At 63.3% G+C, this 25598-nt stretch carries 33 protein-coding genes and 1 tRNA gene; 10 read left to right on the forward strand and 24 right to left on the reverse strand.

What is annotated here, in order from left to right:
• Positions 1 to 3: 3 nt before the first annotated feature.
• Positions 4 to 444: a hypothetical protein gene (locus ACKWRH_RS25400; RefSeq protein ID WP_445215752.1), complete on the reverse strand. Its 441-nt coding sequence runs from the start codon at positions 442 to 444 to the stop codon at positions 4 to 6.
• Between the two features lie 123 nt (positions 445 to 567).
• Between ACKWRH_RS25400 and ACKWRH_RS25405 the strand changes: the two genes are divergently transcribed.
• Positions 568 to 975, forward strand: a complete 408-nt coding sequence (locus ACKWRH_RS25405; RefSeq protein WP_445215753.1) for a hypothetical protein — start codon at positions 568 to 570, stop codon at positions 973 to 975.
• Here ACKWRH_RS25405 and ACKWRH_RS25410 read toward each other — a convergent pair.
• Positions 972 to 1367 (reverse strand): hypothetical protein, encoded by a 396-nt coding sequence (locus ACKWRH_RS25410; RefSeq protein ID WP_445215754.1) that lies wholly within the window; start codon positions 1365 to 1367, stop codon positions 972 to 974. The genes ACKWRH_RS25405 and ACKWRH_RS25410 overlap by 4 nt on opposite strands.
• Before the next feature lie 106 nt (positions 1368 to 1473).
• Here ACKWRH_RS25410 and ACKWRH_RS25415 point away from each other — a divergent pair, with 106 nt between their 5' ends.
• The 4 genes from ACKWRH_RS25415 to ACKWRH_RS25430 all read left to right on the forward strand — a co-directional run bounded on the left by ACKWRH_RS25415 (position 1474) and on the right by ACKWRH_RS25430 (position 4210).
• On the forward strand, positions 1474 to 1638 hold the full coding sequence (locus ACKWRH_RS25415; RefSeq protein WP_445215755.1) for a hypothetical protein: 165 nt from the start codon (positions 1474 to 1476) through the stop codon (positions 1636 to 1638).
• Positions 1639 to 1761: 123 nt separating this feature from the next.
• Positions 1762 to 1941, forward strand: a complete 180-nt coding sequence (locus ACKWRH_RS25420; RefSeq protein ID WP_445215756.1) for a helix-turn-helix transcriptional regulator — start codon at positions 1762 to 1764, stop codon at positions 1939 to 1941.
• Positions 1942 to 1965: 24 nt separating this feature from the next.
• The gene (locus tag ACKWRH_RS25425) at positions 1966 to 2166 is read left to right on the forward strand and encodes a cold-shock protein (RefSeq protein WP_445215757.1); all 201 of its coding nucleotides are present in this window, start codon (positions 1966 to 1968) and stop codon (positions 2164 to 2166) included.
• A 316-nt stretch (positions 2167 to 2482) separates the two neighbouring features.
• On the forward strand, positions 2483 to 4210 hold the full coding sequence (locus ACKWRH_RS25430) for an AAA family ATPase (protein ID WP_445215758.1): 1728 nt from the start codon (positions 2483 to 2485) through the stop codon (positions 4208 to 4210).
• Between the two features lie 219 nt (positions 4211 to 4429).
• Here the strand turns inward: ACKWRH_RS25430 and ACKWRH_RS25435 are convergent, their stop codons facing one another.
• Positions 4430 to 4777: a hypothetical protein gene (locus ACKWRH_RS25435; protein ID WP_445215759.1), complete on the reverse strand. Its 348-nt coding sequence runs from the start codon at positions 4775 to 4777 to the stop codon at positions 4430 to 4432.
• A gap of 258 nt (positions 4778 to 5035) precedes the next feature.
• Between ACKWRH_RS25435 and ACKWRH_RS25440 the strand changes: the two genes are divergently transcribed.
• Genes ACKWRH_RS25440 through ACKWRH_RS25450 form a run of 3 tightly spaced genes read left to right on the forward strand, consistent with a single transcriptional unit; the run spans position 5036 to position 7088 of the window.
• Positions 5036 to 5659, forward strand: coding sequence for a hypothetical protein (locus tag ACKWRH_RS25440; RefSeq protein WP_445215760.1), 624 nt, complete (start codon positions 5036 to 5038; stop codon positions 5657 to 5659).
• Positions 5656 to 6417 (forward strand): terminase large subunit domain-containing protein, encoded by a 762-nt coding sequence (locus ACKWRH_RS25445; RefSeq protein WP_445215761.1) that lies wholly within the window; start codon positions 5656 to 5658, stop codon positions 6415 to 6417. The genes ACKWRH_RS25440 and ACKWRH_RS25445 overlap by 4 nt, the downstream gene beginning before the upstream one ends.
• Complete coding sequence (locus ACKWRH_RS25450) at positions 6408 to 7088, forward strand: hypothetical protein (RefSeq protein WP_445215762.1); 681 nt, start codon at positions 6408 to 6410, stop codon at positions 7086 to 7088. The genes ACKWRH_RS25445 and ACKWRH_RS25450 overlap by 10 nt, the downstream gene beginning before the upstream one ends.
• Here ACKWRH_RS25450 and ACKWRH_RS25455 read toward each other — a convergent pair.
• The 9 genes from ACKWRH_RS25455 to ACKWRH_RS25495 all read right to left on the reverse strand — a co-directional run bounded on the left by ACKWRH_RS25455 (position 7085) and on the right by ACKWRH_RS25495 (position 12840).
• Positions 7085 to 7546, reverse strand: a complete 462-nt coding sequence (locus ACKWRH_RS25455) for a permease prefix domain 2-containing transporter (protein ID WP_445222473.1) — start codon at positions 7544 to 7546, stop codon at positions 7085 to 7087. The two genes, ACKWRH_RS25450 and ACKWRH_RS25455, sit on opposite strands and share 4 nt — an antisense overlap.
• A 5-nt stretch (positions 7547 to 7551) precedes the next feature.
• Positions 7552 to 7878 carry a PadR family transcriptional regulator gene (locus ACKWRH_RS25460; protein ID WP_445215763.1) on the reverse strand — a complete coding sequence of 109 codons (327 nt, stop codon included), beginning with the start codon at positions 7876 to 7878 and terminating at the stop codon, positions 7552 to 7554.
• 199 nt (positions 7879 to 8077) lie between these two features.
• A tRNA-Pro gene (locus tag ACKWRH_RS25465) sits at positions 8078 to 8155 on the reverse strand.
• Positions 8156 to 8279: 124 nt separating this feature from the next.
• Positions 8280 to 8861: a MerR family transcriptional regulator gene (locus tag ACKWRH_RS25470; RefSeq protein ID WP_445215764.1), complete on the reverse strand. Its 582-nt coding sequence runs from the start codon at positions 8859 to 8861 to the stop codon at positions 8280 to 8282.
• 24 nt (positions 8862 to 8885) lie between these two features.
• The gene (locus ACKWRH_RS25475; protein WP_028152484.1) at positions 8886 to 9227 is read right to left on the reverse strand and encodes an integration host factor subunit alpha; all 342 of its coding nucleotides are present in this window, start codon (positions 9225 to 9227) and stop codon (positions 8886 to 8888) included.
• Positions 9228 to 9361: 134 nt separating this feature from the next.
• On the reverse strand, positions 9362 to 10342 hold the full coding sequence (locus ACKWRH_RS25480; RefSeq protein ID WP_014494784.1) for a beta-ketoacyl-ACP synthase III: 981 nt from the start codon (positions 10340 to 10342) through the stop codon (positions 9362 to 9364).
• A complete protein-coding gene (gene plsX / locus ACKWRH_RS25485; protein WP_445215765.1) occupies positions 10339 to 11400 on the reverse strand; it encodes a phosphate acyltransferase PlsX in 1062 nt (353 codons plus the stop codon). The genes ACKWRH_RS25480 and plsX overlap by 4 nt, the downstream gene beginning before the upstream one ends.
• Before the next feature lie 298 nt (positions 11401 to 11698).
• The gene (locus tag ACKWRH_RS25490; protein ID WP_445215766.1) at positions 11699 to 12268 is read right to left on the reverse strand and encodes a YceD family protein; all 570 of its coding nucleotides are present in this window, start codon (positions 12266 to 12268) and stop codon (positions 11699 to 11701) included.
• Positions 12265 to 12840 (reverse strand): ubiquinol-cytochrome C chaperone family protein, encoded by a 576-nt coding sequence (locus tag ACKWRH_RS25495; protein ID WP_445215767.1) that lies wholly within the window; start codon positions 12838 to 12840, stop codon positions 12265 to 12267. The genes ACKWRH_RS25490 and ACKWRH_RS25495 overlap by 4 nt, the downstream gene beginning before the upstream one ends.
• Before the next feature lie 98 nt (positions 12841 to 12938).
• Here ACKWRH_RS25495 and ACKWRH_RS25500 point away from each other — a divergent pair, with 98 nt between their 5' ends.
• Together ACKWRH_RS25500 and ACKWRH_RS25505 are read left to right on the forward strand one after the other, a co-directional pair.
• Positions 12939 to 13424 (forward strand): outer membrane protein assembly factor BamE, encoded by a 486-nt coding sequence (locus ACKWRH_RS25500; RefSeq protein WP_445215768.1) that lies wholly within the window; start codon positions 12939 to 12941, stop codon positions 13422 to 13424.
• A 117-nt stretch (positions 13425 to 13541) separates the two neighbouring features.
• Positions 13542 to 14555: a Bug family tripartite tricarboxylate transporter substrate binding protein gene (locus tag ACKWRH_RS25505; RefSeq protein ID WP_445215769.1), complete on the forward strand. Its 1014-nt coding sequence runs from the start codon at positions 13542 to 13544 to the stop codon at positions 14553 to 14555.
• A gap of 211 nt (positions 14556 to 14766) precedes the next feature.
• Here ACKWRH_RS25505 and ACKWRH_RS25510 read toward each other — a convergent pair whose 3' ends face one another.
• From ACKWRH_RS25510 to ACKWRH_RS25565, 12 genes are all read right to left on the reverse strand, one after another.
• Positions 14767 to 16887 (reverse strand): sodium-translocating pyrophosphatase, encoded by a 2121-nt coding sequence (locus ACKWRH_RS25510; protein ID WP_445215770.1) that lies wholly within the window; start codon positions 16885 to 16887, stop codon positions 14767 to 14769.
• A 238-nt stretch (positions 16888 to 17125) separates the two neighbouring features.
• Positions 17126 to 18124 carry a thiamine-phosphate kinase gene (gene thiL / locus ACKWRH_RS25515; RefSeq protein WP_445215771.1) on the reverse strand — a complete coding sequence of 333 codons (999 nt, stop codon included), beginning with the start codon at positions 18122 to 18124 and terminating at the stop codon, positions 17126 to 17128.
• Positions 18125 to 18299: 175 nt separating this feature from the next.
• A complete protein-coding gene (gene nusB, locus ACKWRH_RS25520) occupies positions 18300 to 18797 on the reverse strand; it encodes a transcription antitermination factor NusB (protein WP_028152493.1) in 498 nt (165 codons plus the stop codon).
• Positions 18798 to 18799: 2 nt separating this feature from the next.
• Positions 18800 to 19291, reverse strand: coding sequence for a 6,7-dimethyl-8-ribityllumazine synthase (gene ribH / locus ACKWRH_RS25525; RefSeq protein ID WP_445215772.1), 492 nt, complete (start codon positions 19289 to 19291; stop codon positions 18800 to 18802).
• 184 nt (positions 19292 to 19475) lie between these two features.
• On the reverse strand, positions 19476 to 20084 hold the full coding sequence (locus ACKWRH_RS25530) for a riboflavin synthase (RefSeq protein ID WP_445215773.1): 609 nt from the start codon (positions 20082 to 20084) through the stop codon (positions 19476 to 19478).
• Positions 20084 to 21232 carry a bifunctional diaminohydroxyphosphoribosylaminopyrimidine deaminase/5-amino-6-(5-phosphoribosylamino)uracil reductase RibD gene (gene ribD / locus ACKWRH_RS25535; protein WP_445215774.1) on the reverse strand — a complete coding sequence of 383 codons (1149 nt, stop codon included), beginning with the start codon at positions 21230 to 21232 and terminating at the stop codon, positions 20084 to 20086. The genes ACKWRH_RS25530 and ribD overlap by 1 nt, the downstream gene beginning before the upstream one ends.
• Complete coding sequence (nrdR, locus tag ACKWRH_RS25540) at positions 21229 to 21711, reverse strand: transcriptional regulator NrdR (RefSeq protein ID WP_195804169.1); 483 nt, start codon at positions 21709 to 21711, stop codon at positions 21229 to 21231. Before nrdR ends, ribD begins: the two co-directional genes overlap by 4 nt.
• Before the next feature lie 15 nt (positions 21712 to 21726).
• Positions 21727 to 23025 (reverse strand): serine hydroxymethyltransferase, encoded by a 1299-nt coding sequence (gene glyA, locus ACKWRH_RS25545; RefSeq protein ID WP_445215775.1) that lies wholly within the window; start codon positions 23023 to 23025, stop codon positions 21727 to 21729.
• A 270-nt stretch (positions 23026 to 23295) separates the two neighbouring features.
• Positions 23296 to 23517, reverse strand: coding sequence for a hypothetical protein (locus ACKWRH_RS25550; RefSeq protein WP_074118440.1), 222 nt, complete (start codon positions 23515 to 23517; stop codon positions 23296 to 23298).
• Positions 23518 to 23554: 37 nt separating this feature from the next.
• The gene (locus ACKWRH_RS25555; protein ID WP_445215776.1) at positions 23555 to 23791 is read right to left on the reverse strand and encodes a hypothetical protein; all 237 of its coding nucleotides are present in this window, start codon (positions 23789 to 23791) and stop codon (positions 23555 to 23557) included.
• A gap of 199 nt (positions 23792 to 23990) precedes the next feature.
• Positions 23991 to 24509 (reverse strand): transcriptional regulator LdtR, encoded by a 519-nt coding sequence (ldtR, locus tag ACKWRH_RS25560; RefSeq protein ID WP_011087797.1) that lies wholly within the window; start codon positions 24507 to 24509, stop codon positions 23991 to 23993.
• 516 nt (positions 24510 to 25025) lie between these two features.
• Positions 25026 to 25529 (reverse strand): DUF6163 family protein, encoded by a 504-nt coding sequence (locus ACKWRH_RS25565; RefSeq protein WP_028155097.1) that lies wholly within the window; start codon positions 25527 to 25529, stop codon positions 25026 to 25028.
• Positions 25530 to 25598 lie beyond the last annotated feature (69 nt).

Below are 25598 nucleotides of genomic sequence, written 5' to 3' on the forward strand. Positions count from 1 at the left end.
CTTCTAACCGCACTTTCCCCACTGTTGCGGCCACCCGACGCCCCGCGTTAGGTCGAAGTCAAGCACGGCGTCGCCCAATTGCACACGCAGCCGCTTACCCTTGCGCAGGCCGCTTATCACCTGACTTTCGAGCGTCCCCGGCCACGCGTAGAGCGTTTGTCCGTCCTGGCTGAACAGCGCGCCCGTGGTCATGACCACCGGTCCATTGTCCAGGCGCCAAGACACGCCGATTCCATTTCCAAAGCCCACTCGCTCGGTCCACACGAGCCGCGGTTGGACATGACCATTGAGACAGCCCACAAGCAGGGTTGCGCCACCGCTCTGCGCGCTTGCCCATGTCAACTCGCGGTCGGTCAGGCGGTCGCGCTCGTGGGTGACCGTCCAAGCTGACGCGGGCGTCGCCAATAGCGCAAAGCTCGCGGCGGCAAACATCGCAATACGCATTGAAAATCCCCCCGAACGCATCCAACCGCAACTTGCACGAGAATGCAACAAAAAGCCTGTGAAAATAGGGGTTTATGTTGACAGTCAACATGAAAAGCGCCGCGACCGTGCTACCGCTCGGTTGTGACCGATTGGACCGACAAAACCCTTAGACCTTTGGATGAGCTGGCGCGGCTCGCCTTTCCGGAAGGCAGCGGCGTGACCGCTGACACGCTCAAACGCTTGGCGCGAGCGGGGAAGCTCGTCGTCTATAGGCCGGGCAAGCCGTTCCTGTCGACGCTGGCTAACGTATGGGAGATGGTTCAGGCCACGCGAGTGGGACGCAAGCCGCCGCCGCGGCCCGCGTCGTCCGACGTTCCCAACGGTCTCGGGTTGACCGAGGTCGAACTGGCGCAGATGCGTTGTGAGCACGCGCTGAATAAATTGCGGAACGAAGCGATCGAGCGGGAGCGCGAAGACGCTTGGGAACGGAAGTATGAAGCGCGAAAGGCAGCGCGAGCTAAAGCCCGGCCGCCCCGCAACAAGCGCTAATGCGTCCGACGCTTCCGCAGTTCGTCCCAGCGCGCGGCAACAGTGCGTTGGTCCATGAAGTAGAGATGGCGATCCCGTCGGCCGCGCCGCGCTGCATGCCATTGGATGTCGGATTCGCTATAGCCGAGTGCCGCCAGCTTCTCGCGCAGCGCGTCGGCGGCCGCATCTCGGGCTTCTGCCCTGGTCATCGCGAAACCGTACCGGCGGGCCGCTGCGACACTCTCAGTTATCCCCGCCGGGCTTGCCTCTTTGGTGAACGTCTGCACGGCCGCCTCGTATTGGCGACGCTCAAAGACGAATTCCATAAAGGCGCCCCCGTTGGAAAAGAAAGCACCCGGAAGAGTGTAGATGTGCGTGCTGCGGGCGGGGTTGAAGGTGGCAAGATTAATCATGCTGCTCTCCGATTCGGCCGGGCTGTTGCCTCAAGCTCGGAAATAACGTATATGCGATATATGCGGTTTGTCAATAACGCATATGCGCTATTTGTGAGGAGTACCGATGCCACGCCCCGAAATCTATCCGATCAAAAAGCTCGTCGGCCTCAGCGAGAGCATGCTTGAAGCGATCGACAAGTGGCGTGCCAAGCAAAAGCCGATTCCGAACGTGTCCGATGCGATCCGACAGCTCATCGAGATCGGATTGAAAGCGCGCGTTAAGGAGTAGCGCGCCGACCCGCGACGTTAAGCGACAATTAAAGAATCGAGCGCATCCTTGCGCTGTGACGAACCCGCCAAAGGCTTGATTGCCTGCGGCGGGATTTTTTGCGTTCAGGAACAGGAGTGGCACATGCTGACTGTCGATGAATTCTGCCGGCGATATCGCATCCACCGAGCCACCTTCTACCGGCGATGCGCCGAAGGCAAAGGGCCGCGCGTGGTCAAGATCGGGAAGTGCACCCGGATCAGCGAGGCCGCCGCCGCCGAATGGATAGAAGCGCACGAGTTCATTCCGGCCGCTTGCGCGTAAATCAACCCACTCAAAGAGGACAACATGAAAATCGGACAAGTGAAGAAATGGAACACCGAACGGGGCTTTGGCTTCATCGGTACGGACGGGCACGACGTCTTTTGCCACGTGAGCGCGCTCCCCCGTGGTCTCGAGTCGCTCGAAGTCGGGGCACACGTCGGCTTCGAGATCGAAATCAGCTCGCGCACCGGCAAACCACAGGCGACCAATGTCCGCACAGTCTGAGATCGACAAGGCTTGCGCGCACGCTTACGCGCTTCTGCATGATCACGTCGAGCGTTACCGAGCCGATATCTTGATTGAGCCGACGGCCTGGCGAACGCGCTGCAAGGAGTTAGTCGAAAATCTGGATTGGCTCGAATTTTGCCGAAGCCATCCACTCAACCCGACCAACAAGCCAACATAGCGAAAACGCCCCAGCAACGGCAATTGCTGAGGCGTCGAAGAGTTGTCCGGTAAACTATCGCAAGTTCATCGCTAGCACACTTCGACGTTCATCGCAATGTAAATGTTGCGTGGGGCTCCATCAAAGGAGTCCACGATGAGTTTATTGGAAATCGACGAGGTCGAACGCTTATCCGCCCCTCTTAGCATCGAGGCGTTCCGCGACCTTACCGAATGGTGGTGGGGCGGGAGCCATGAACCCGAGATGTCTCCACCGCTCGCGCTTGGTTGGGACATGCATCGCCAATGGCCGAATGCGGACGGCTTCGCCCTGTGGCGCGATCTGATGCACGAGTACGAACCGCCCTTGCTTGCGAACAATCTGCTCGGCCCGGGCGATCCTCGCCAGGCTGTGACGATGGAGCAATATGAAGCCGCGCTGATCGATGAGTGGTCACGATACGACCGCGAAAAGCACTGGCTTGATCAGCTGATTGTCGACGTGATGCATGGCGAGCGAGAGCGCGGTTACGAGCCCTGCGGCGACGCCTGGGAGCGAACGGAAGCCATTTTGAACGACCTGGCTGCCAAGGTCGGCGCGAAGCGCGCGGCGGATCAGGCGGACCGGGATGCGCACGAAGCGAGCCGCCTGAAGTGGCTGGATCGCTATTTCGATCTCGACGACGCGGGCTATGCGAAATGGCTGGCGGATGGTCGACCCGATGGCAACGGGATCAAATTCGAGCGGTGGGAACAGCGCCGTTTCCATGAACATCTTGAGAAGACAAAAGCAATGACTGTCGTCCCTTTCCCGAAACCGGCTGCGCACACCAACCTGATTCAGTCGTCGGGCCAGTTCGTTCGCGATTTCGTGCCGCCCGACTATGTCGTCGACCGGATCTTCCAACGGCGCTTTTGCTACTCGATGACCGCCAAGACGGGCGGCGGCAAGACTGCTGCCGCCATGCGCCTCGCTGCACATGTTGCAACGGGGCGTTCGATCGGGAGCATTGAAGTCGAGAGAGGAACCGTGATTTACGCGGCCGGCGAAAATCCGACGGACGTCCAAGCGCGGTGGCTCGGCGTGACCCAAGAGATGGGTATCGATCCCGACGCCGTGGACGTCCACTTCATTAACGGCGTGGTCAAGATTTCGGAGAACGTCGCGAACATCGAGGCCGAGGTAGCAGCCAAGAAACTGCACCCCACGCTGGTCATCGTCGACACGGTCGCCGCGTATTTCGAGGGCGACGACGACAACGACAACGTCCAGATGGGCAACTATGCCCGCCTGCTGCGTTCCATGACGAATCTCCCCGGCGGGCCGTGCGTGCTCGCGCTGGCGCATCCGACCAAGCGTGCGGCCGACGATGACCTGATCCCGAAGGGCGGCGGGGCATTCTTAAACGAGGTGGACGGCAACGTGGCTTTGCGGCGGAACGGCCAACTGATCGCTTTCGAAGCCCTCGGCAAGTTCCGCGGATCGTCGTTCGAGCCGGTGCATTTCGAACTGGTGACAGTGCAGCACCCGAAGCTGCGGGACACCAAGGGGCGTCCCATTCCGACCGTTGTCGCGCGGCCGGTGTCGGACGTTGGCATCGTGGAGCGCGAGCGGGCGAATGAGCGGGACGAGGACGCGCTGCTGCGAACCATCGATCAGCATCCGCGCAAGAGCCGCCGCGACGTGGCGAAGCTGATCGGGATGAGCGACAGCCGCGTCTACCGCCTGGCGCAAAAGCTCGAACAACAGAATCTGATCCGTGGCGAGCGCAATGGCTGGACATTGACCGGTGCGGGCGAGCGTGAGCTTAACGCCATGGATTCGCGTGGTTCAGGGGTGAACCAACCACCGCTGCCACCAGCGCGTTTCCCAGGGGCAAATTGAGCGAACCAACGGGTGAACCAAAACCGAACCAACAGGGACAAAAACCCCTTAGATATCAGGCTGGTTCACGTGAACCACTCCATGAACCACGGACGATACGATGGGGGGCATAAATGCCCCATCATCGTCTGGTTCGGTTCAGTCATATCCCTATAGGTGAACCAGTGAACCAACGAACGGAGTCAACATTGAAGTGTACTGGAAATCGCACTGGCTGGTTCAGTTTCTTCGATAAAAAGGCAGCTTCCCGTAAAGATCCAAAACCCCGTCCATGTAGTTCTTGAGTGGGTTGTTTGCGCAGTAGCTACGGAACGCCCTTTTCTGATCTGCCGCCTCACCCGCAAGTTCACGTGCCAATCGGTCTGAGGCCAAAACGCTCATATTGATGGCCGACATGTATCCTTGCGCCCAGGTGAAGAAGATCATTTCGATGCTGGGGTCTGCTTGATACATCTTGGCGAACTCAGCGCAGCTCGTCGCGCCTGGTCCCTGCACAGGATATGCAAGCCCCGCTCGCGGCATCAGAAGAACAATACAGCAAAGCACGACCGCGAGCGTCTGTGTCATCATCGCCTCCAAATCACACCACGTTCATAACCTTGGGACTTCGGAGCCGTCTATGAATCCGCGCGCTCTATTGCACCGAATCGCGCCGCTCTGTTCGCTCAAATCAACGCGCCTTAGTTCTACTGACTAGTGCTCTGTTACGCATCGTTACGCCATTTGCAGCACTTTTGCTGATTCACGGATTCTTTGGTATGGTGGGGTAAACATAGGGGTATCGAACCGCAAATCCGCGGTGGCAAATCGCAGGTGTGTTGAGTAATGGGCAAGACCGGCCCGAAGTGTTCTATCTGCTCCCACAAGTCCCAGCATCAGATCGAGATCGGCCTCGCGCACGGCATCGCGCACAACGCCCTCGCCCGCCGCTTCAACGTCAGCGCTGATGCAGTCGGCCGGCACGCGGCGAACCATGTCAGCCCTGCGATGCGCGCGGCGATCCTGACCGCGCAGAAGCCCACCGAGATCGACCTAGACGCGTTACAAGCGAGCGAGCAGGAAGGCTTGCTGTCGCAGCTCGTGCACCAGCGGGCGCGGCTGCAACAACATGTGGCCACGGCCATCGACTTCGCCGACATCAAAGCGGCGATCAGCGCCGAGGGCGCGATTACCGCCAACCTGGCGCTCGTCGGTAAGCTCTTGGGCATGATCGTGCAGCGCCACGACGTGCGGTCGACGTCGCTCCTGATTAGCGCCGATTACCTGGCCATGCGCCAAGCACTCGTAACCGCCCTCCGCCCGTTCCCTGACGCCGCTCGCGCGGTGGGTGCGGTCCTGCACCGAACGGAGACCGATGCCGCCGCGGCGATCACGGCGCGCGCGGGCAAGCCGCCCTTGGTCATCGAGGCCAGGCCTGTCCCCGTCCCCTGCCCGGTGCCGCTGCCATGAATGCGCTTGCCCAAGACATGGCCCGCGCACTGGATCCGGCCCTGCTCGCTCTGGACGCCGAGATCGAGCTGGACGAATGGCAGGCCGAATTCGTCCGTTCCGACGCACCCCAAACCGCCATGTTGATCCCCCGACAGCATGGAAAGACCGAGGCGAGCGTCATCAAATCTCTATCGGTGGCGACCACCGAGCCGGACAGCCTGATCCTGATCGCATCGCCGGCACAGCGCCTATCCGACGAATTCGTGCTGCGAGCCCGCACGACGCACAATCGCATCAAAGATGCTGCGCCCCTGGTCGGCGATGCAGCGCGGCGCATCGAGTTTGCAAACGGAAGTCGCCTGCTCGCTCTGCCCGGCGACAACGACGGCGACACCATCCGCGGCCTTGCCAATGTACGCCTAGCCATCATCGACGAGGCCGCGCGGTGCTCCGACGCACTGATTGCCGCCATCCGCCCCATGCTCGCGACCAATCGGCGTGCGCAACTGGTCTACTTGTCGACACCAAAAGGCAAGCGGGGCGCGTTTTACGAAACTTGGACGTCGAGCGATTCGGACTGGCACCGCATCCAAGTCGCGTTGGGCTCCTGCCCTCGCATCACTCCGGAATTCCTGGCCCGCGAGCGCAAGAATCTCGGCGAGACGAAGTTCCGGGAGGAGTACCTGTGCGAGTTTCTCGACACCGAGGATGCAGCTTTCTCGACGTCGATCATCGACGCCATGTTTACCAATGAGGTTCGGCCGCTATGGGTATGACTGCAATCAGTAGACGTGAAATCCCTGCGCGGGCGGTCGATCGTTGGTTCGTGGGTGTCGACCTTGGTCAGAGCACCGACCCCACCGCAATCAGCGTCATGAACCACCGAGTCGTGCCGCTGGAGACTTGGAAAGAGAACATCAAGGCCGGCTACTGGCGCCAGGATCGAACCGAGCACTTCGACGTGCGCCATTTGGAGCGCCTGCCGCTTGGCATGTCGTACCCGCAACAGATTCAGCGGGTCGCCAACTTGCTTGCGCGCCCGCCGCTCAACCTACTCAAGCCAAAGCTTGTCATCGATGAAACCGGCGTCGGTCGGCCGGTTGGCGACATGTTCGATGCTGCCGGGCTACGGCCAAGCAGGATCACGATCACCGCGGGATTGGAAGCAACGCAGCACGGCAGATCGTGGCACGTGCCCAAAGGCTTGCTGATCTCCAACCTTGAGGCGCATTCGCACAGCGGAGAACTGCGCATCGCGGCAGCGGCGAATGATGCCGCAGCGCTCAAGGAAGAAATGAAGGACTTCAAACGGAAGATTTCCGAGGCCGGCCGCACGACCTACGCGGCGCGCGTCGGCGCTCACGACGACTTGGTGCTCTCTGTCGCCATTACGCTATGGGTGGCGACGCAGGGGCCGGTGACGAGCGTCAGTGAGTTTCCGATTTAGAGTCCGAATTTCGAACGAACGTAGTCGACCACGAGCGTCACGAAACCCATACGCTTGATCCATTGCCACACCAACGGCCCGAACGAACGTGCGACCTCAAACCAATACATGCGACGAGCTTGCGGTTCACCGAACCTCTCGGCGTTCTTCTGGAAAAGCTCTTCAAGATCGCCTAGAAACGCCTGTGCAGAATTTTTCGGCGCGATAAATGCGAGCAAGAATTCAGCTGGAGCCGGCGGCGTCGCTCGTTTGGTTGCTGGCGGAGCAAGCTGCGTTGCGTTAGCCTCAAGCTTTGCAAGCTCCGCCACGAGAAGCTTGTGCTCTTCCGCCGTCAGCTTGATCATATTCTCGACCAATCTGCCGCGAATTTCGTGATCGAAGTGCAGTACATGTTTCAGCGCTTCGTCTGTGAAATGCACGAAAACATCGTCAGTTTGTTTGTCATCATCCTCGTTCATTTCAGTCACGCCATGGCTCCTGCCAGTTTGGTCCCTGCGCGCAGCCGGTCCAGCGCGGAGAGTGATGCGTTGAGGGCCATCTGCCCCTTACCGGTGATTCCGAAAAACATCTTCGCTCGGCCCCCGCGTTCTGCGGTTGCCTGACCTTGCTTGCTCTGGACGAACCCCTTTTTCTCCAGAGTTTCGAGAGTCGCATAGATCGTCGCCATCGGAACTGCCTTGTTCAGGCGCTTCTCCAGTTCCTCGTAGATGGAGACGCCATACGCGTCGGGCTGCTTACGCAAAATTGCGAGCATTACGACTTGCTCCGTCTGCTTGAGGGTGTCGTTCATGACTGTCGCTGCTTTCTGAGCTTGGTTGGTGTTCTTCCCTTTCCCGTCCCCACGGGTATTTTCCAATATATAGAAGAAATAGGCCCGAGTCAAATCTTCCCGACTTTGGAAGATATCCACTGCGACCATAGCCGCGGAGCGCGTTACCCTGATCGTTACCCTTGGGAAAATCCGGATGCCCTGAAATCCGGCTAAGTAATGGTCGGAGCGAGAGGATTTGAACCTCCGACCCCTAGTCTCCCAGACTAGTGCGCTAACCGGGCTGCGCCACGCTCCGAACGTCGTTCCATTAGCTAGGATCGCTGCTTTGCGCAAGGCGAGGTCACACCATTTTGGTGCCTCTCCTGAATCGGGTCGGTGCCGAAAGCCCCGGAACTGCCCGCAAAGCCGGCCGATCCGCCTCAGCCGTCCTTCAGCGCCTGATCCAGCATCTCCCGGCACGCGACGAGGTCAGCGAGCACCCGCCCGAGCCGCTCCCGGTCGATGGCGCTGGGCCCGGCAGGTGCGGCGGGAGCGCCGCCCTTGCGGAAGGTGGTGAGGATGTCCTCGTCGTCGACCTCCGTGAAGCGGAAGTCGATGCCTTCCTCCTCGTCGCCCTGGTAGTCGTCTTCATCGGCATCCGTGACGCCCTTGATGGGCGCCTCGTCGTCGTCGGGCTCCATCAGGCTCGCGCCGATGGCATCCTCGATGGCCCCGAACGAGACCGCGGCCGCGCCGTCGGCGAGGCCCTGCACCGACTTGACGCCGTGCTCCTTGAGGATCCGCTGCACCCCGCGGATGGTGTAGCCCTCCCCGTAGAGCAGGCGGCGGATGCCCTTGAGCAGATCGACGTCGTCGGGGCGGTAATAGCGGCGGCCGCCGCTGCGCTTCATCGGCTTGATCTGGGCGAATCGGGTCTCCCAGAACCGCAGCACGTGCTGCGGAATGTCGAGTTCCTGCGCTACTTCGCTGATGGTTCGGAACGCATCCGGCGCCTTGTCCAAATGCCAAATCCTTCGCGGAGGCGGTTACGCCTCGGGTTGAGCCTTGCTGGCGTCGCCATTGCCACGATGCTGGGTGTTGATCCGCTGCTTCAGGATCGCCGACGGCTTGAACACCATGACGCGACGCGGCGAGATCGGCACCTCGGTGCCGGTCTTCGGGTTGCGTCCGATGCGCTGACCCTTCTTGCGGACCATGAAGGAGCCGAAAGAGGACAATTTCACCGTCTCGCCCTTCTCGAGGCAGTCGGTGATCTCCTTCAGGACGAGTTCCACGAACGCAGACGATTCCGTGCGGGACAGGCCCACCTTCTGGTAGACGGCCTCGCAGAGATCAACACGCGTTACGGTTTTGCTTTGGTCGGTCATCGCCCTGCCCCACATCACGGCGAACAATTGTTGTCTGAAATTAGGAGGTTACGATACGGCGGTCAACAGCGCTCATCAATGCAGACGCATCGATAATCGCGGCTAATTCCGGCAAAATTCTATCGATTGTGGCTCTACCAGCGCACCAGCGCGGAGCCCCAGGTGAACCCGCCGCCCATCGCCTCCAGCAGAACCATGTCGCCGCGCTTGATGCGGCCGTCCTTGCGCGCCACCGACAGCGCCAGCGGGATCGAGGCCGCCGAGGTGTTGCCGTGGCGGTCCACCGTCAGCACCACCTTCTCCGGCGCGATGTGGAGCTTGTGGGCTGAGGCGTCGATAATTCGCTTGTTGGCCTGGTGCGGCACGAACCAATCGATGCTGTCGGCATTGAGCCCGGTGGTCTGGAAGGCGTCCACGATCACGTCGGTAATCATGCCGACCGCGTGCTTGAAGACCTCGCGGCCCTCCATGCGCAGATGGCCGACGGTCTGGGTCGAGGACGGACCGCCGTCGACGAACAGCTTTGCCTTGTGGCGGCCGTCGGAGCGCAGGTGAGTGGTCACGATGCCGCGGTCGGTCGCGGCATTGCCCGGCTGCTCCTGTGCCTCCAGCACCACCGCGCCGGCACCGTCGCCGAACAGCACGCAGGTGCCGCGGTCGTTCCAGTCGAGGATGCGCGAGAAGGTTTCGGCGCCGATCACCAGCGCACGCTTGAAGGCGCCGGTGCGCAGGAAATTGTCGGCGGTGGCGAGCGCGAACACGAAGCCCGAGCACACCGCCTGGAGATCGAACGCCGCGCCATGGTTGATGCCGAGCGCGTGCTGCACCGCGACCGCAGTTGCGGGGAAGGTGTTGTCAGGCGTCGAGGTCGCCAGCACGATCAGCTCGATCGACTGTGCGTCCACGCCGGCGTCGCTGAGCGCAGCCTGCGCCGCCTTGATCGCCAGATGCGAGGTGAACTCGCCCTCGGCCGCGATATGCCGCTCGCGAATGCCGGTGCGCTGCACGATCCATTCGTCGGACGTATCGATGCGCGCCGCCAGCTGGGCGTTGGTCACCACCTGCTCCGGCAGATAAGAGCCGCAGCCCAGCACGACCGAACGAATTTGAGTCACGAAACATCCTCCGGCGCGGTCTGCACGGAACTAAGTGCACCACCCTCGCGGTTGAGCATCTGATTGATCTTGTTCAGGAGATCGTAGTGAGCCATCTCATAGCCAACATCGATCGCATAGGCAAAGCCTTCGGCGCTGATTCCGCCATGGCTCTTGACCACGATCCCCTTCAATCCAAGGAACACGCCGCCATTGGACTTGTTGGGATCCATCTTGTCGCGCAGCGCCTGGAAGGCGCTGCGCGCCAAGAGATAGCCGAGCTTGGACAGCCAGCTCCGCTGCATTTCATTACGAAGTAATTCCGCCATCTGCCGCGCGGTTCCCTCGGCGGCCTTGAGCGCGATATTGCCGCTGAAGCCTTCGGTGACGATAACGTCGGCCAGCCCCTTGCCGATGCCGTCGCCCTCGACGAAGCCGAGATAATCGAGTTCCGGCAGGTCCACCGTACGCAGCCTGTCCCCGGCCTCGCGAATCTCCTCGTGCCCCTTGATCTCCTCGGTCCCGATATTGAGCAGGCCGACCGTGGGCCGGGGCTTGTTGAAGAGCACGCTCGCCATCGCGGCGCCCATGACGGCAAGCGAGACCAGATGGTGTGCATCGCCGCCGATGGTGGCACCGAGGTCGAGCACGACCGATTCGCCGCGCTTGGTCGGCCATACCCCGGCAATCGCCGGGCGGTCGATGCCCGGCAGCGTGCGCAGGTGGAAGCGCGCCATCGCCATCAGCGCCCCGGTATTGCCGGCGGAGATCACGACATCCGCCTCGCCCTTCTTGACCGCGTCGATGGCGAGCCACATCGAGGAGGTCTTGCGGCCGCGCCGCAGCGCCTGGCTCGGCTTGTCATGCATGCTGACGGCGACGTCGGTATGGATGATCTTCGAAGCGGCCTTGAGGGCGGGATGCTTCTCGAGTTCGGGCTCGATCTTGGCGCGGTCGCCGACCAGCAGGAATTCGATCTCGCGATGCCTGTGAAGCGAGATGGCGGCGCCCGGAATGACCACGGCGGCGCCGACGTCGCCCCCCATGGCGTCAAGCGCGATGCGAACCTTGCTTGGCATAAAAGTCCTGGAAACCTGGTCTGGTGCGGTCTTGAACGAGCGGGGCCGCAGAATGGCTTCGCCATGGACATGGCGACCGGCCTAGCGCCACGCCGCGCCCGGACCGGGGCGCGACAATAGCGTTTTGTTATCCCGAAACAACCTCTTGCCCCCAGCCTTTTGCATTCGGGGCGATCCGCGGGCGCCGGCGAAGATTTGCAATAAGCATATTAAAATCAAATAGATATGGGCGCCCATCAAACCATTCGGACAGGCGGCTTACGCACCTCGCGAAGCGATCCTCCCCGGGAATGCCCAGCTATTTGCCTTTCTTCTTGTCCTGGAGCGCCTTCAGCGCCGCGAACGGATGGTCCTCGGGGTCCAGCGCGGTGACCTCGGCCTCGAACACGACACCCGGCTTGCGCGGATAGGGGTCGACCGCCAGGAACAGCGCATCGGTGGCAATCCGGCCGAGATCGATGATGCCGTTCACGATTGCCTCCGGCGGATCGATCACCTCCGGCGGCTCGGCGTCGTCCTGCCCCTCCTCGATCAGGTCGGCCATCTTCCGAACCTCGGCTTCGGGGGCGAACACCAGATCGACGTCCTCCTCGATCTCGTTCTCGATCGGATCGAGGGTGACGACGCAGATCTGGCCGATCCGGGCGCGGACGTGCCCCGTTACCTGGATCCGGCCGCCGCTCTTGGGCACGACGTCGAAAGCAGCCTGGGCGGAAAGCACCTCCCGCAAGCCGCCGACCTCGGCGATGGCCTGCCGCTCGGCGACTGAAGCCTCGAGCTTGCGGTGCAGGCCGGTGTCGGGGATCTGCGCCACGATGACGGGGGACCGCCAGGGATCGGGTCTGGATTCGGCGTTCGGTCGGCTCATGGCGTGATGTCCTCCGTGAGCGCTGGGGGATACTTGAAAGACGCGCGCAGCAGCGTGGCCTCGTCGGTCCGGCCGAGATCGGCCTCGGTGGCCCGGGCGTAGGCCGCGAGCCGCCGCGCCTGGTCCATGCCGGTCCCATTCAGGATATTCTTGCAGATGGCGGCCGCCAGCGCCTCGCCGCCGCCACCGATGGCCTGATCATAGGCCTGGACGCGGCCGTAAAACGCCTCGCCGAAGGCCCGCATCCGCTTCGGCACGGTCTGGTCGCCGATGCCCATCTCGCGCAGATTGTCGTCCATGTCCTCGCAGAACCGGTCGAACAGCGCCTGCGACAGCTCCGTGGCGCCCTGATTGGCGGCTTGGTTCACGCCCTGGACCGTGCGCAGGCGTCGCAGCAGCAGCCAGAGATGCAGCAGCAACAGGTCGAAACGCCCGTTAACCGTATCGGGCACGCCCAAGTCGCGGTAAAATATGGGTTCTCGCGCCTGCGTCACGATCATGCCATAGATGGCTTCAATGGTGCCGCGCGGGGCTTGCCGGGGTTTCCTGAAGTGATTGAACGGCCAAACCATTGTGGGTTCCGCAAGCGGGCGTGCGCGTGTTGCAATTGCAGTCTCCGCCCGGTACTTCAGCGCCTCGCGCGACGCAAGGGGACGGAATCAGTTCCACTATGACGATAACGAACCAGACCAGCCTGCGCGCCAACAAGCCGCGCGGCCCTCATGCACGCTGGCGCGGTTTGCGCATGCTCGCGGCCGTCGCCTTGGTCGGCGCCGCCCTTGCCGGCTGCACCGGCGAGCAGTTCCAGAAGGGTTACATCCTGCCGCCCGGCGCGCTCGAGCAGATTCCGATCGGCGCGAGCCAAGACCAAGTGCTGATCGTGATGGGCACGCCCTCCACGGTCGCAACCCTCGACGGTGAGGTGTTTTACTACATCTCGCAGCGCTCGGAGCGGATGGTCGCCTTCATGAACCAGAAGGTGGTCGACCAGCGCGTCATCGCGGTCTATTTCGACAAGAACCGGCGCGTACGCCGGCTGGCGAATTACGGCCTTCAGGACGGCAAGATCTTCGACTTCATCAGCCGGACCACGGCGACGTCGGGTCAGGAGATGAACTACCTCACGCCGCTGTTCAAGCTGCTCAGCTTTAACTGAGTCTTCAGCCTGCGGCGTCGTGCCACCCTCCGCGCGGCACTTGCCGTCGCGTGCGGCTTGCCGTTACCCGCCCGGTTCCATACGCTCACTGCAAAACAAGAAGCAGGGAGTGGATTCGTGCCCACGAAACTTCAGAAGACTTTGTTGTCCCGCCGTCGCGTGCTCGCCGGTGCTGCCGGCCTCTCGGCCGCAGCGATCCTGCCGCGATCGAGCCTGGCGGACTGGAAGCCCACCGAAAACGTCCGCATCATCGTGCCGGCCGCGGCCGGCGGCTCGACCGACGTCATGGGCCGGCTCCTGGCCGCGCATCTGCAGACCGCCTGGGGTCAGTCGGCGGTCGTGGAGAACCGCTCCGGCGGCGGCGGTACGATCGGCACGGCCGAGGCCGTCCGCGCCAAGCCTGACGGCCACACCATCCTGATCGGCAACCCCGGGCCGAACGCGATCGCCTACAGCATCTTCAAGAACCTCACCTACAAGCCGGACCAGCTCCAGCCGGTCTCCAACATGATCCGGATCCCGAACATCGTCTCGGCGCATCCGAAGACCGGCATCAAGTCGGTCGCCGAGCTGATCGCGTATCTGAAGACCAACCCGGACAAGCTCAGCTACGCTTCGTCCGGCGTCGGCCAGAGCCCTCACCTCACCGGCGCCTGGTTCCTCCAGCTCACCGGACTGAAGATGACGCACATCCCGTTCCGCGGCGCGGGCCCCGCGCTCCAGGCCGCGCTGGCCGGCGACATCCAGATCCTGTTCGACAATCTCTATCCAAGCCTGCCGCAGGTGCAGAACGGCACCCTCACCGGCCTCTGCGTCACCACGACCGACCGCAGCGACCTCGCGCCGAACCTGCCGACCATGCGCGAGAGCGCGCCGGAACTGGCCAATTTCGACGTGTCGTCGTGGTTCTCGGTGTTCCTGCCGAAGGGTGTGCAGCCCGCCGTGCTGGAAGCGCTCAATCTTCAGGTCAAGGCGATGCTGGAGCGCGACGACATCAAGAAGAACATCGCCGCCATGGGCGCCCGCGCCGACTACGGCACGCCGCAGCAGTTCGCCGACTTCGTGGACGCCGAGACGAAGAAGTTCGCCGGCATCATCCAGAAGGAAGGTCTGCAGATGGACGTGCAGTAGGCGTCAAAGCGAGCAGTGAGGACACCGTAGGGTGGGTTAGCGAAGCGGACTGCGCGAAACGCAGACCGCTTGGCGTAACCCACCACTTCGCGTGCGACGATGGACAGTGGTGGATTACGCCTTCGGCTAATCCACCCTACGCAAACTCAACCATCAAACAAAAACCCCGGGGCTCGCGCCGCGGGGTTTTCTCGTATCGCGTCTGCGCCGTTCAGTGCGCGAGGATCGCCAGCAGCAGCAAGGCCACGATGTTCGTGATCTTGATCATCGGGTTCACTGCCGGTCCCGCCGTATCCTTGTAGGGATCGCCGACGGTGTCGCCGGTCACGGCCGACTTGTGGGCATCACTGCCCTTGCCGCCGAAATGGCCGTCCTCGATGTACTTCTTGGCGTTGTCCCAGGCGCCGCCGCCCGAGGTCATGGAGATCGCGACGAACAGGCCCGTCACGATCACGCCGAGCAGCATCGCACCGACAGCCGAGAACGCCGCCGACTTGCCGGCCACGCCGCCGCCCGCGATGACGTAGATCAGGAAGTAGACGACGATCGGCGACAGCACCGGCAGCAGCGAGGGGATGATCATCTCCTTGATCGCCGCACGGGTGAGCAGGTCGACCGCCTTGCCGTAATCAGGCTTGTCGGTGCCTTGCATGATGCCCGGCTTCTCGCGGAATTGACGACGCACCTCCTCGACGATCGCGCCGGCCGCACGGCCCACCGCCGTCATGCCCATCGCGCCGAACAGGTACGGCAGCAGGCCGCCGAACAGCAGGCCAACAACCACGTAGGGATTGTTGAGCGAGAAGTCCGGATTGACGCCGGCGAAGTACGGATGTTTCGCGGAGTCCGCAACGAAGAACTTGAGGTCCTGGTTGTAGGCCGCGAACAGCACGAGGGCACCGAGACCGGCGGAACCGATCGCGTAACCCTTCGTCACCGCCTTGGTGGTGTTGCCGACTGCGTCGAGCGCGTCGGTCGACTTGCGCACCTCCTTCGGCAGGCCCGCCATCTCGGCGATGCCGCCGGCGTTGTCCGTGACCGGACCGAAGGCGTCGAGCGCGACGACCATGCCGGCCAGCGCCAGCATGGTGGCAGTCGCGATCGCGATGCCGAACAGGCCGGCCAGGCTGTAGGTGACCAGGATGCCGGCGATGATGACGATCGCGGGCAGCGCGGTCGCTTCCATCGAGACGGCGAGACCCTGGATCACGTTGGTGCCGTGACCGGTCACCGAGGCCTGGGCGATCGACTTCACCGGACGATAGTCGGTGCCGGTGTAGTATTCGGTGATCCAGATGATCAGCGCGGTGACGATCAGGCCGACCACGCCGCATTCGAACAGCGCCATGCCGGTATAGTCGACGCCGTCGAGCTTGCCGAAGCCGATCAGGTAGTAGATCACGCCGGCGATGCCGATCAGCGACAGGATGCCGGTTGCGATCAGGCCCTTGTAGAGCGCGCCCATGATCGACTGGCTCGGCCCGAGCTTCACGAAGAAGGTGCCGATGATCGAGGTGATGATGCAGATGCCGCCAATGGCGAGCGGCAGCGTCATCATGTTGGCGAGGATCGGCGTCTTGGCGAAGAAGATGGCCGCGAGCACCATGGTGGCGACCGCAGTCACCGCATAGGTCTCGAACAGGTCGGCGGCCATGCCGGCGCAGTCGCCAACGTTGTCACCGACGTTGTCGGCGATGGTGGCCGGATTGCGCGGATCGTCCTCGGGAATGCCGGCCTCCACCTTGCCGACCAGGTCGCCGCCGACGTCCGCACCCTTGGTGAAGATGCCGCCACCTAGACGGGCGAAGATCGAGATCAGCGAGGCACCGAAGCCGAGCGCCACCAGGGCGTCGACTACGAGACGGCTATCGGGCGCGAGTTTCAGCGAGTGCACCAGGAAGCCGAAGTAGAGGGTGACGCCGAGCAGCGCGAGACCCGCCACCAGCATGCCCGTGATGGCGCCTGCCTTGAAGGCGAGCTCGAGGCCGCCGGCAAGCGACGTGGTCGCTGCCTGGGCGGTACGCACATTGGCGCGAACCGAGACGTTCATGCCGATGAAGCCGGCCGCCCCCGACAGGATGGCGCCGATGGCAAAACCGATCGCGACATAGAGCCCGAGGAAATAGACAAGCAGCACGAAGATGACGATGCCGACGATGCCGATCGTGGTGTACTGGCGCCGGAGATACGCCTGTGCGCCTTCACGCACCGCTCCCGCGATCTCCTGCATGCGCGGTGACCCCGCATCCGCACTCAACACCGAAGACGTCGCCCAAATCGCGTAGACGACGGAAAGCACTCCGCAGAGCACTATCAACCATAATGCTGTCATGTGATTTTTGCCTCAGATCCTTGATGTACGTACCCCCGGCGCCTTTTGTTTTTTCCGTCATGCGGTGGGCGCCCTTATGTTGAACAGGGCCGCCCCTTGCACGAAGGTGTGGCCCTGGTCGGTCACAAGCTTGCCAAAATCAAATTGAGGGTGCAACGCCGGATGAGGCCGAAAAAGCCGATCTCGGCAAGTATTTAGACCTAATCCCGAGCGCTTGGCCGCCGCCCTGGCGCAATTCCTAGAAGTGGCTGTAGGACAGACGCTTCAAGGTAAGTTCGTGACCCTGCCCGTCCAGGAAGCGCGGCCGCTCGCGGCCCGCGACGATCGTGCCGATTGCTGTGACAGCCACGCCTACCGCCCGCCCCGCGGAGATCAGCGCATCGCTCTCGGCTGGCGGTACCGTGCACAGCACCTCGTAATCGTCGCCACCGGCAAGCAGCGTCTCAACGCAAATAGCGTTGCGCGCGATCAGGCCGGCCGCCGCGGGTGACTGGGGTATGCTCGCCACGTCAACCGTGGCCGAGACGCCGGACGCCGCACAGAGTTTCGTCAGATCGCCGGCGAGCCCGTCGGAGACATCCATCGCGGCCGTCGCATGGTCACGCACGGCCTGCGCCAGCACATTGCGCGGCTGCGGCACGCGATAGCGCGAAACCAGCATCTCCTTCGCTTGCGGTTCGGACGCGAGCGCCCCGGCCGCGGCGCCGCCTGTGAGCACGTCGAGGCCGAGCGCGGCGTCGCCGATCGTTCCCGTCACCAGGATGAGGTCGCCCGGCCGCGCGCCAGTACGGCCGACCATCCGTCCCTTCGGCACGCGGCCGAAGGCGGTGATCGAGATCATCTGCGGCCCCGGTGTCGACACCGTGTCGCCGCCAAGCAGCGGGCACGCGAAAGTCCTGCTGTCCTCGCCGAGCGCATCGGCGAACGGCCTGAGCCAGCCATCCTCCTTGCTGCGCAGCGCCAGCGTCAGCACGAAGCCGGCGGGCGCCGCGCCCTTGGCGGCGAGATCAGACAGGTTCACCCGCAGCGCCTTGCGGGCGATGGTATCGGGCGGATCGGTTGCAAGATAATGCACGCCCTCGACGACGGCGTCGGTGGTCACGACGATGTCGTCGCCGGAGGAGAACAGGACCGCGGCATCATCGACCAGCCCGAACGCGCCGGGATCGGTCGCCAGCGGCTTGAAATAGCGCGCGATGAGGGAGTCTTCAGCAGAGGGATTTTGCGGGTTTGCCATCGGCGCCAGCCTCACCCCTCACTGTCATCGCCCGGCTTGACCGGGCGATCCAGTATTCCAGAGACAGTCGTGCAAAATCGATAAGCCGCGGCGTACTGGATCACCCGCCTTCGCGGGTGATGACAGCGGAGTATGGGGCAGCCGCATTGCATCACTTCACCGCCCTTGCGGATAACTACCCCCGCCCGAACTCATCGCCGCGGAACTGGCGGCCGATCTGGTCGAGCACGGCGTTGACCATGCCGGTCTCCTCGCGGTCGACGAAGGCGTTCGCGACGTCGACATATTCTGACACGACGACGCGGCCCGGCACGTCCTTGCGATGCTGGAGCTCATAGGCCCCTGCCCGCAGCACGGCGCGCAGGATGGCCTCGATCCGCTTCAGCGGCCAGCCCTTCGACAGCGCCTCGTCGATCAGGGGATCGAGCATCTTCTGGTCGCGCACGACGCCGGAGACCACGTCGCGAAAGAAGGCCGCTTCCGCCGGCAGGTAAGTATCGCCCTCGACCTCGTTGCCGAGCCAGTGGCTCTCGAACTCGGCAAAGATGTCGTTGATGCCGGCGCCAGCGATGTCCATCTGATACAGCGCCTGCACGGCCGCGAGCCGCGCCGCACCGCGCCGGTTCGCTTTCTTCTCGGTGCCGGCCGGCGGCTTTTTGCTGTTGTCGACCATGATCAGGCCCGCGCCAGCCGGCGCTTGATGCGCAGCATCGCGAGCGCGGCGCGCGCGGCATCGCCGCCCTTGTTGAGCTCGCTGGCGCGCGCCCGCGCCCAGGCCTGCGCCTCGGTGTTGACGGTGAGGATGCCGTTACCCAGCGGCAGCTTTCGCGAAACCGCAAGATCCATCAGCGCGCGCGAGGATTCCTCCGAGACGATCTCGAAATGGATGGTGTCGCCGCGGATCACGCAGCCGAGCGCAATCACCGCGTCATAGGGCTTGCCGTTCGCCGCTGCGGCATCGATCGCGATGGCGACCGCCGCCGGGATTTCCAGCGCGCCGGGAACCGTGATGACGTCATGCGTCAGACCGGCCGCCTTCAGCTCGGTCACCGCGCCGTCCAGAAGCGCGTCCTGGAGATCGTCATAGAACCGCGCCTCGACAATCAGCGCGCGTGCGCCGGAAATGTCGGTCTGGTCCTTCAGGGGTGCGCGTCGCGCGTCTGCCATCGTCTAAATCCGTTCTACAGAGGTCGGCGCTATGTAGTCGCCGGACGCATGTAAGCCAAGTTCAAAGACACTGTCATTCCGGGGCGACGCGAAGCATCTAGCCCGGAATCTCGAGATTCCCCGGTGCGCAATTGCGCACCTGTGGTCTGGTCCATCGGACCATCCCGGAATAACGGCTCCGCCGTCACTTCATTTCCGTCAGCCGCGCGGCATAGCGGGCCATCAGGTCGACCTCGATATTGACCTCGGCGCCCGCTTTCCAGCCGCCGATTGTCGTGACCGTCAGGGTATGCGGGATGATCAGCACCGAAAAGGTCACGTCTCTCACCGTATTGACCGTCAGGGACACGCCGTCGAGCGTGATCGAGCCCTTGGTGGCGATAAAGCGCGCGAGCTCCCGCGTGGTCGAGAGCTCGAACCGCGCCATATCAGGCAGGTCCTCGCGACTGACCAAGGTGGCGACACCGTCGGCATGGCCGGCGACGATATGGCCGCCGAGCTCGTCGCCGATCTTGAGCGCGCGCTCGAGATTGAGCCTCGTGCCGACCCTCCAGTGCTTCGCCGTCGTCAGCGCAAGCGTCTCCGCCGCCGCATCGACGTCATACCAGGTTTTGCCGCCTGCGACGCCGGAAGCAACCACAGTCAGGCACACGCCGTTGCTGGCGATCGAGGCGCCGTCGGCGATGGTGGTCTGATCGTAGCGGCAAGCGATGCGCAGCCTGTGCAACTGGCCCTGCGCTGTTGGCGTGAAGCCGACGATCTCGCCGATATCGGTGACAATGCCAGTGAACATTACGCGCGCTCGTAGATGATGAGAGTATCCTTGCCGAATGTCTCGCTAGCATGAACCTTATAGGCCTGCGACTGCGTGATTTTCGACAGGGGCAATGCATCGAGCGCATCGACGCCGCCTGGGCCGATCTCTTCCGCTCCGCGGAACAGCCAGATCTCGTCGGCCAGGTCGGCCGCGACGAAAGACGCCGCGACACGGCTGCCGCCCTCGACCATCAGCCGCGTGATGCCTTTCTCCGCCAGCACATGCAGCACGGCCGAAAGATCAAGCCCGGAAGCGTTTCCCGGCGGTACGCGGATGATCTGAGCGCCGGCCGCTCCGAGCCGCGTGGCGGCGGCGGCTTCCGCAAGCTCCGAGCCGATCACCCAGAGCGGCGTCTCCCGCGCGGAACGACCAAGTTGGCTCGCTGCCGGAATGCGCAGATTCTGGTCGAGCACGACGCGTATGGGAGAACGTGCTTCCATGCCCGGCAGGCGACAGTTGAGCTGCGGATCATCCGCCAGCACCGTGCCGACGCCGACCAGGATGGCGTCGCTCTGGGCGCGGAGCAGATGCACGCGATTGCGCACGGCCTCGCCCGTGATCGCAAGCGGCTTGCCGCCAGCCGCACCGATCTTGCCGTCAGGCGAGACCGCGAGCTTCAGGATCACATGCGGGCGCTTGTCACGGATGCGGCGAAAATGCCCGGCATGGTCGAACGCGGCCTCCGCCGCGCACAGACCCACATCCACATTGATGCCGGCGGCGCGCAAGCGCGCATGACCCTGGCCCGCGACTTCCGGATTGGGATCCTCGATCGCCGCGACCACCCGCGTGATGCCGGCGGCGATCACCGCGTCTGCGCAAGGCGGCGACTTGCCGAAATGCGAGCATGGCTCCAGCGTGACATAGAGCGTGGCGCCCCGCGCGGCTTCGCCGGCCCGGCGCAGCGCTTCGGGCTCGCCATGCGGTCGCCCGCCTGGCTGCGTCCAGCCGCGGCCGATGATGACCCCGTCTTTCACGATGACAGCGCCCACGGCAGGATTGGGCCAGGTGCCCCCCTGCCCGCGCTTGCCCAGCGCCAGCGCCAGCTGCATGAAGCGGCGATCGGCGTCCTTGGACTCGCGGGCCTTCTGCGCGAACTGATCCTCCAGGATCCGGAAGATCATTTGCGGATCGCGGCGAGCCGCGCTTCCTCCTCACCGGAGAGCTCGCCGAGCACCTCGGCGAAATCCTTGGCCTCGCGGAAATTGCGATAGACCGAGGCAAAGCGCACATAGGCGACGTCGTCGAGCGTGCGCAGATGCTCCATCACGGTCTCGCCGATCACCTCCGAGGAGATCTCGGCCTCGCCGCCGGTCTCGAGCTCGCGGACGATGGTGGAGACCATCTTCTCGACCCGCTCCGGCTCGACCTGCCGCTTGCGCAAGGAGATCGACACCGAGCGCATCAGCTTGTCGCGGTCGAACGGCACGCGGCGGCCGTTGCGCTTGATCACCGTGAGCTCGCGCAACTGCACGCGCTCGAAAGTGGTGAAGCGGAAATTGCAGGCGACGCACACGCGCCGCCTGCGGATCACGGACGAATCCTCGGTCGGACGCGAGTCCTTTACCTGCGTATCGAGACTGTTGCAGTTCGGGCAGCGCATCCGTTTACCCTAGGGTTACTGATAGATCGGGAACCGATCGGTGAGCGCCTTGACCCGCTCCTTGATCGCGGCTTCGACCAGCGGCGCCTTGCCGTCGTCGGACTGCGCGATCGCGTTGAGGACCTCGGCGATCATGCCGCCGACCTGCTGGAATTCGGCGACGCCGAAGCCGCGGGTCGTCGCCGCCGGGGTGCCGAGACGCAGGCCCGAGGTGACGAAGGGCTTTTCGGGGTCGAACGGAATGCCGTTCTTGTTGCAGGTGATGGCGGCGCGGACCAGCGCCTTCTCCGAGACGTTGCCCTTCAGGCCCTTCGGCCTGAGGTCGACCAGCATCAGATGGTTATCGGTGCCGCCGGAGACAATATCGAACCCGTGGCTCTTCATCGCCTCGGCCAGCGCCTTGGCGTTCTCGACGACGTTCTTCGCATAGATCTTGAAGTCCGGACGCAGCGCCTCGCCGAAGGCAACCGCCTTCGCCGCGATCACATGCATCAAGGGGCCACCCTGCAGGCCCGGGAAGATCGCCGAGTTGAGCTTCTTGGCAAGAGCCTCGTCGTTCGAGAGGATCAGGCCGCCGCGCGGACCGCGCAGCGACTTGTGCGTGGTGGTGGTGGTGACGTGGGCATACGGCACGGGCGAGGCGTGCACGCCGCCAGCGACGAGACCGGCGAAGTGCGCCATGTCGACCAGGAGGTACGCGCCGACGCCGTCCGCGATCTCGCGGAAACGCTTGAAGTCCCAGGCGCGCGAATAGGCCGAACCGCCGGCGACGATCAGCTTGGGCTTGACCTCTTCGGCCTGCTTGGCGACCGCGTCCATGTCGATGATCTGGTCCTCGCGGCGCACGGTGTAGTGCGCGGCCTTGAACCACTTGCCGCTCATGTTGACGGGCGAGCCGTGGGTGAGATGGCCGCCGGCCGCGAGGTCGAGACCCATGAAGGTGTCGCCGGGCTGCAGCAGCGCCAAAAACACAGCCTGGTTCATCTGGCTGCCGGAGTTCGGCTGCACATTGGCGAAGTTGGCGCCGAACAGCTTCTTGGCGCGATCGATCGCGAGGTTCTCTGCGACGTCGACCCACTCACAACCACCATAGTAGCGCGCGCCCGGATAACCCTCTGCGTACTTGTTGGTCATCACCGAACCCTGCGCTTCCAGCACGGCACGGCTGACGATGTTCTCGGAGGCGATCAGCTCGACCTCATGGCGCTGCCGGCCGAGCTCGCCCTTGATGGCGGCGGCGATTTCCGGGTCGGCCTGGTCGAGCGGGGCGGTGAAAAACGAGTCGGGCGCGGAGGCGGTTCTGGCTGAGGTCATCTTGCGAATATCTCCACCGCCGCAGCCTTTTGGCGGGCTACGGGCGGTCTGGTGTGGCGATCGGAAGCGGCGAGCGCGATCTACCACATCACCCGCCCCCGGCCAAGTATTTGCGGGTCGGGCCTGATATTTATGCAAGATATGGTGGGGGATTGAAGGATCCGGGCGAGAGGACGGCTTCTGAATCGTCCGCCCCGTTCAGTCCTGAAGGGTCCGATTTGGACCTTAAAATCCGCGCCGGCGCCCGCTGATGCAGGCCGGACCGGCCCCCTACAGCCCGGTATACCCCGCCTTCACCGGATCGACGCTGCCGTCGAGCTGGCGCAGATAGGTCAATCCGCAAACCGTCAACCTGTGGGGGTCCTTCTCGCCGGCTTCCATCAGGGTATTAAGATAGTTCGTGACCTTGACGCGGGCCTCCTCGCTGGCCGCCGCCGTGCGATTGGCGAGCAGGTCATAGGTCTGCATGATCCGGTCGATGGCAGCTTCCATGTCACCCTCTGGTTCTGTCGAATTTTGGGAGTTTTGATCAGGCAACCGCGCGGGCCCCGGACTGGGCCTCGAACCGGCCAATGGCCTTGTTGGCGAGCCTGATCTTGTTCAATTCGCCGTGCTGGAGCAGCTTGATGACGATCTCGAGCAGGCGTTCGTTGGTGACCAGCGTGTCGGGAATCGCGCCGGAGCGGCGGAGGTAATTCGCGGCAATGGCATAGGCATCGCTCACGAGTTCGACGTTCATTGCCTGAAGCCCGCGCTCGACCAGCATCGCATCCTCCGATCCGCAGTAACAACTGCGGTGCGGGGAACAGGTTCCGCCCGGCCGGGTAATTATTTCGCAGTCGCGAAACGACAAAACGCACCGGTCCGGGCAGAACCGGGCCGGCGCGCTTGGGGAGGTCAGGCACGTTCGGGAGGCTTGCCGGTCTTGTTGTGGGCCGGCTTGGCCAAGTCCCGTCGTAAAGAACTCAGAGACGATACAGGATCTGGTCGGTCCAGAACCGCTCGAGGCGGTGCAGCGACTTGTTGAGGGTCGAGAACTCCTCGCCCGAGATACCGCCGACCTGCTCCACCGTCTTGACGTGCTTCTGGTAGAGGGAGTCGACGATGCGGCGCACTTCCTGACCCTGCGGGGTCAGGCGGATGCGCACCGAGCGGCGATCGACGCGCGAGCGCTGATGATCGAGGAAGCCGAGTTCGACGAGCTTCTTCAGATTGTAGGAGACGTTGGAGCCGAGATAGTAACCGCGCGTGCGCAGCTCGCCCGCGGTCAGCTCCTTGTCACCGATGTTGTACAGCAGGAGCGCCTGCACCGAATTGATGTCCGCGCGGCCGCGGCGATCGAATTCATCCTTGATGACGTCGAGGAGCCGGCGATGCAGCCGCTCCACCAGAGTCAAAGCTTCCAGATAGAGCGACTGCACCGAACCCTGCTGGCCGGAGACGCGCTCTGCGGTATCTGCCGCAGTTGCGACGGCTTTCATCATGACACTTCCCCTGTTGTCGTTTTTATCGACACTCATTCGACGAAACTTGTGCTCCGTCTGATAGGTGCAACTTAAGGGGGGCGTTTGAAGATCGGCTTAAATAAGAGAATAAAGAGATCATGAATTTAAGACAGTGAATTGCGGATTAAGCCTGTGTCACAAGGGCTTTTCGCAACCGTCTGTTGACCCTCGCAAGGTCCTGTTCACCCTCCGTCCGCCACCTCTGTCGCATTCCAGTACAGGGCCGCCCCGTTTCGAAACGGGCGCGTAAGAGCTGTGGCGGAATGCACGGAGTCAATGAAAAGTTACCTCGAATTTTAGGCAACCAGCGGTCAACCAATCGCACACAACTGCGCGAACGCCGCTTTCGTGTCCCGGACAAGCGAAGCGCAGATCCGGGACCCAAAAAGCCAAAAACGAAATTGCGGAGTGATGGGCCCCGGGCTCTGCAGCGCATCGCTACGTGCTGCACTGCGTCCGGGGCACGAGAGAGTGTACGTTGAAATCGACTGCGCGCTACGGCGGCCGCTCGCGCGCGGCCATCCAGGCGAGCGCGAGATAGGCGGCGAGCATGAAGGCTTCGACACCGACGACGATCAGGCTGCCGCCGTAGATGCCCGGGAACATCAGTTCGATCACGGCCATCGACACCACGGTCGTCAGCCAGACCACCGCGCCCCAGGGCGTCGCGAGCCAGAGGCCAACCGCGGCAACGAGCTCGATCACGGCGAAATAGACCGTGGCGGCCTGCCAGGCCATCGACTGGTTCTCGAACGCCTCGTCCTCGCCGCCGACGAAGCCCGTGACCTGGGCCCAGTGATAGAGGCCCTTCAGAATCGACAGCAGCGCCATCACTCGCAGGAACAGCACGAGCCGGCGCGTCCAGACATTGTCGTCGGACTCGGGGCGCTCCGACGAGATCGCCGCCACCGACATCGCGTTGTCTCTCGCGTTGTCTCTGGCGGCGTCCCTGGCACTGGCGCCGTCGCGGGCCGCATCGCGGGTGGAGATTTCGGACATGGTCCCCTTCTGGCTGTTTCGCCCCGCAAAATCAATCGCCTGCCATCCATTGCGGCAGGTCAAGCCGCG

The sequence above is a fragment of the Bradyrhizobium sp. Pa8 genome, from assembly GCF_052588265.1.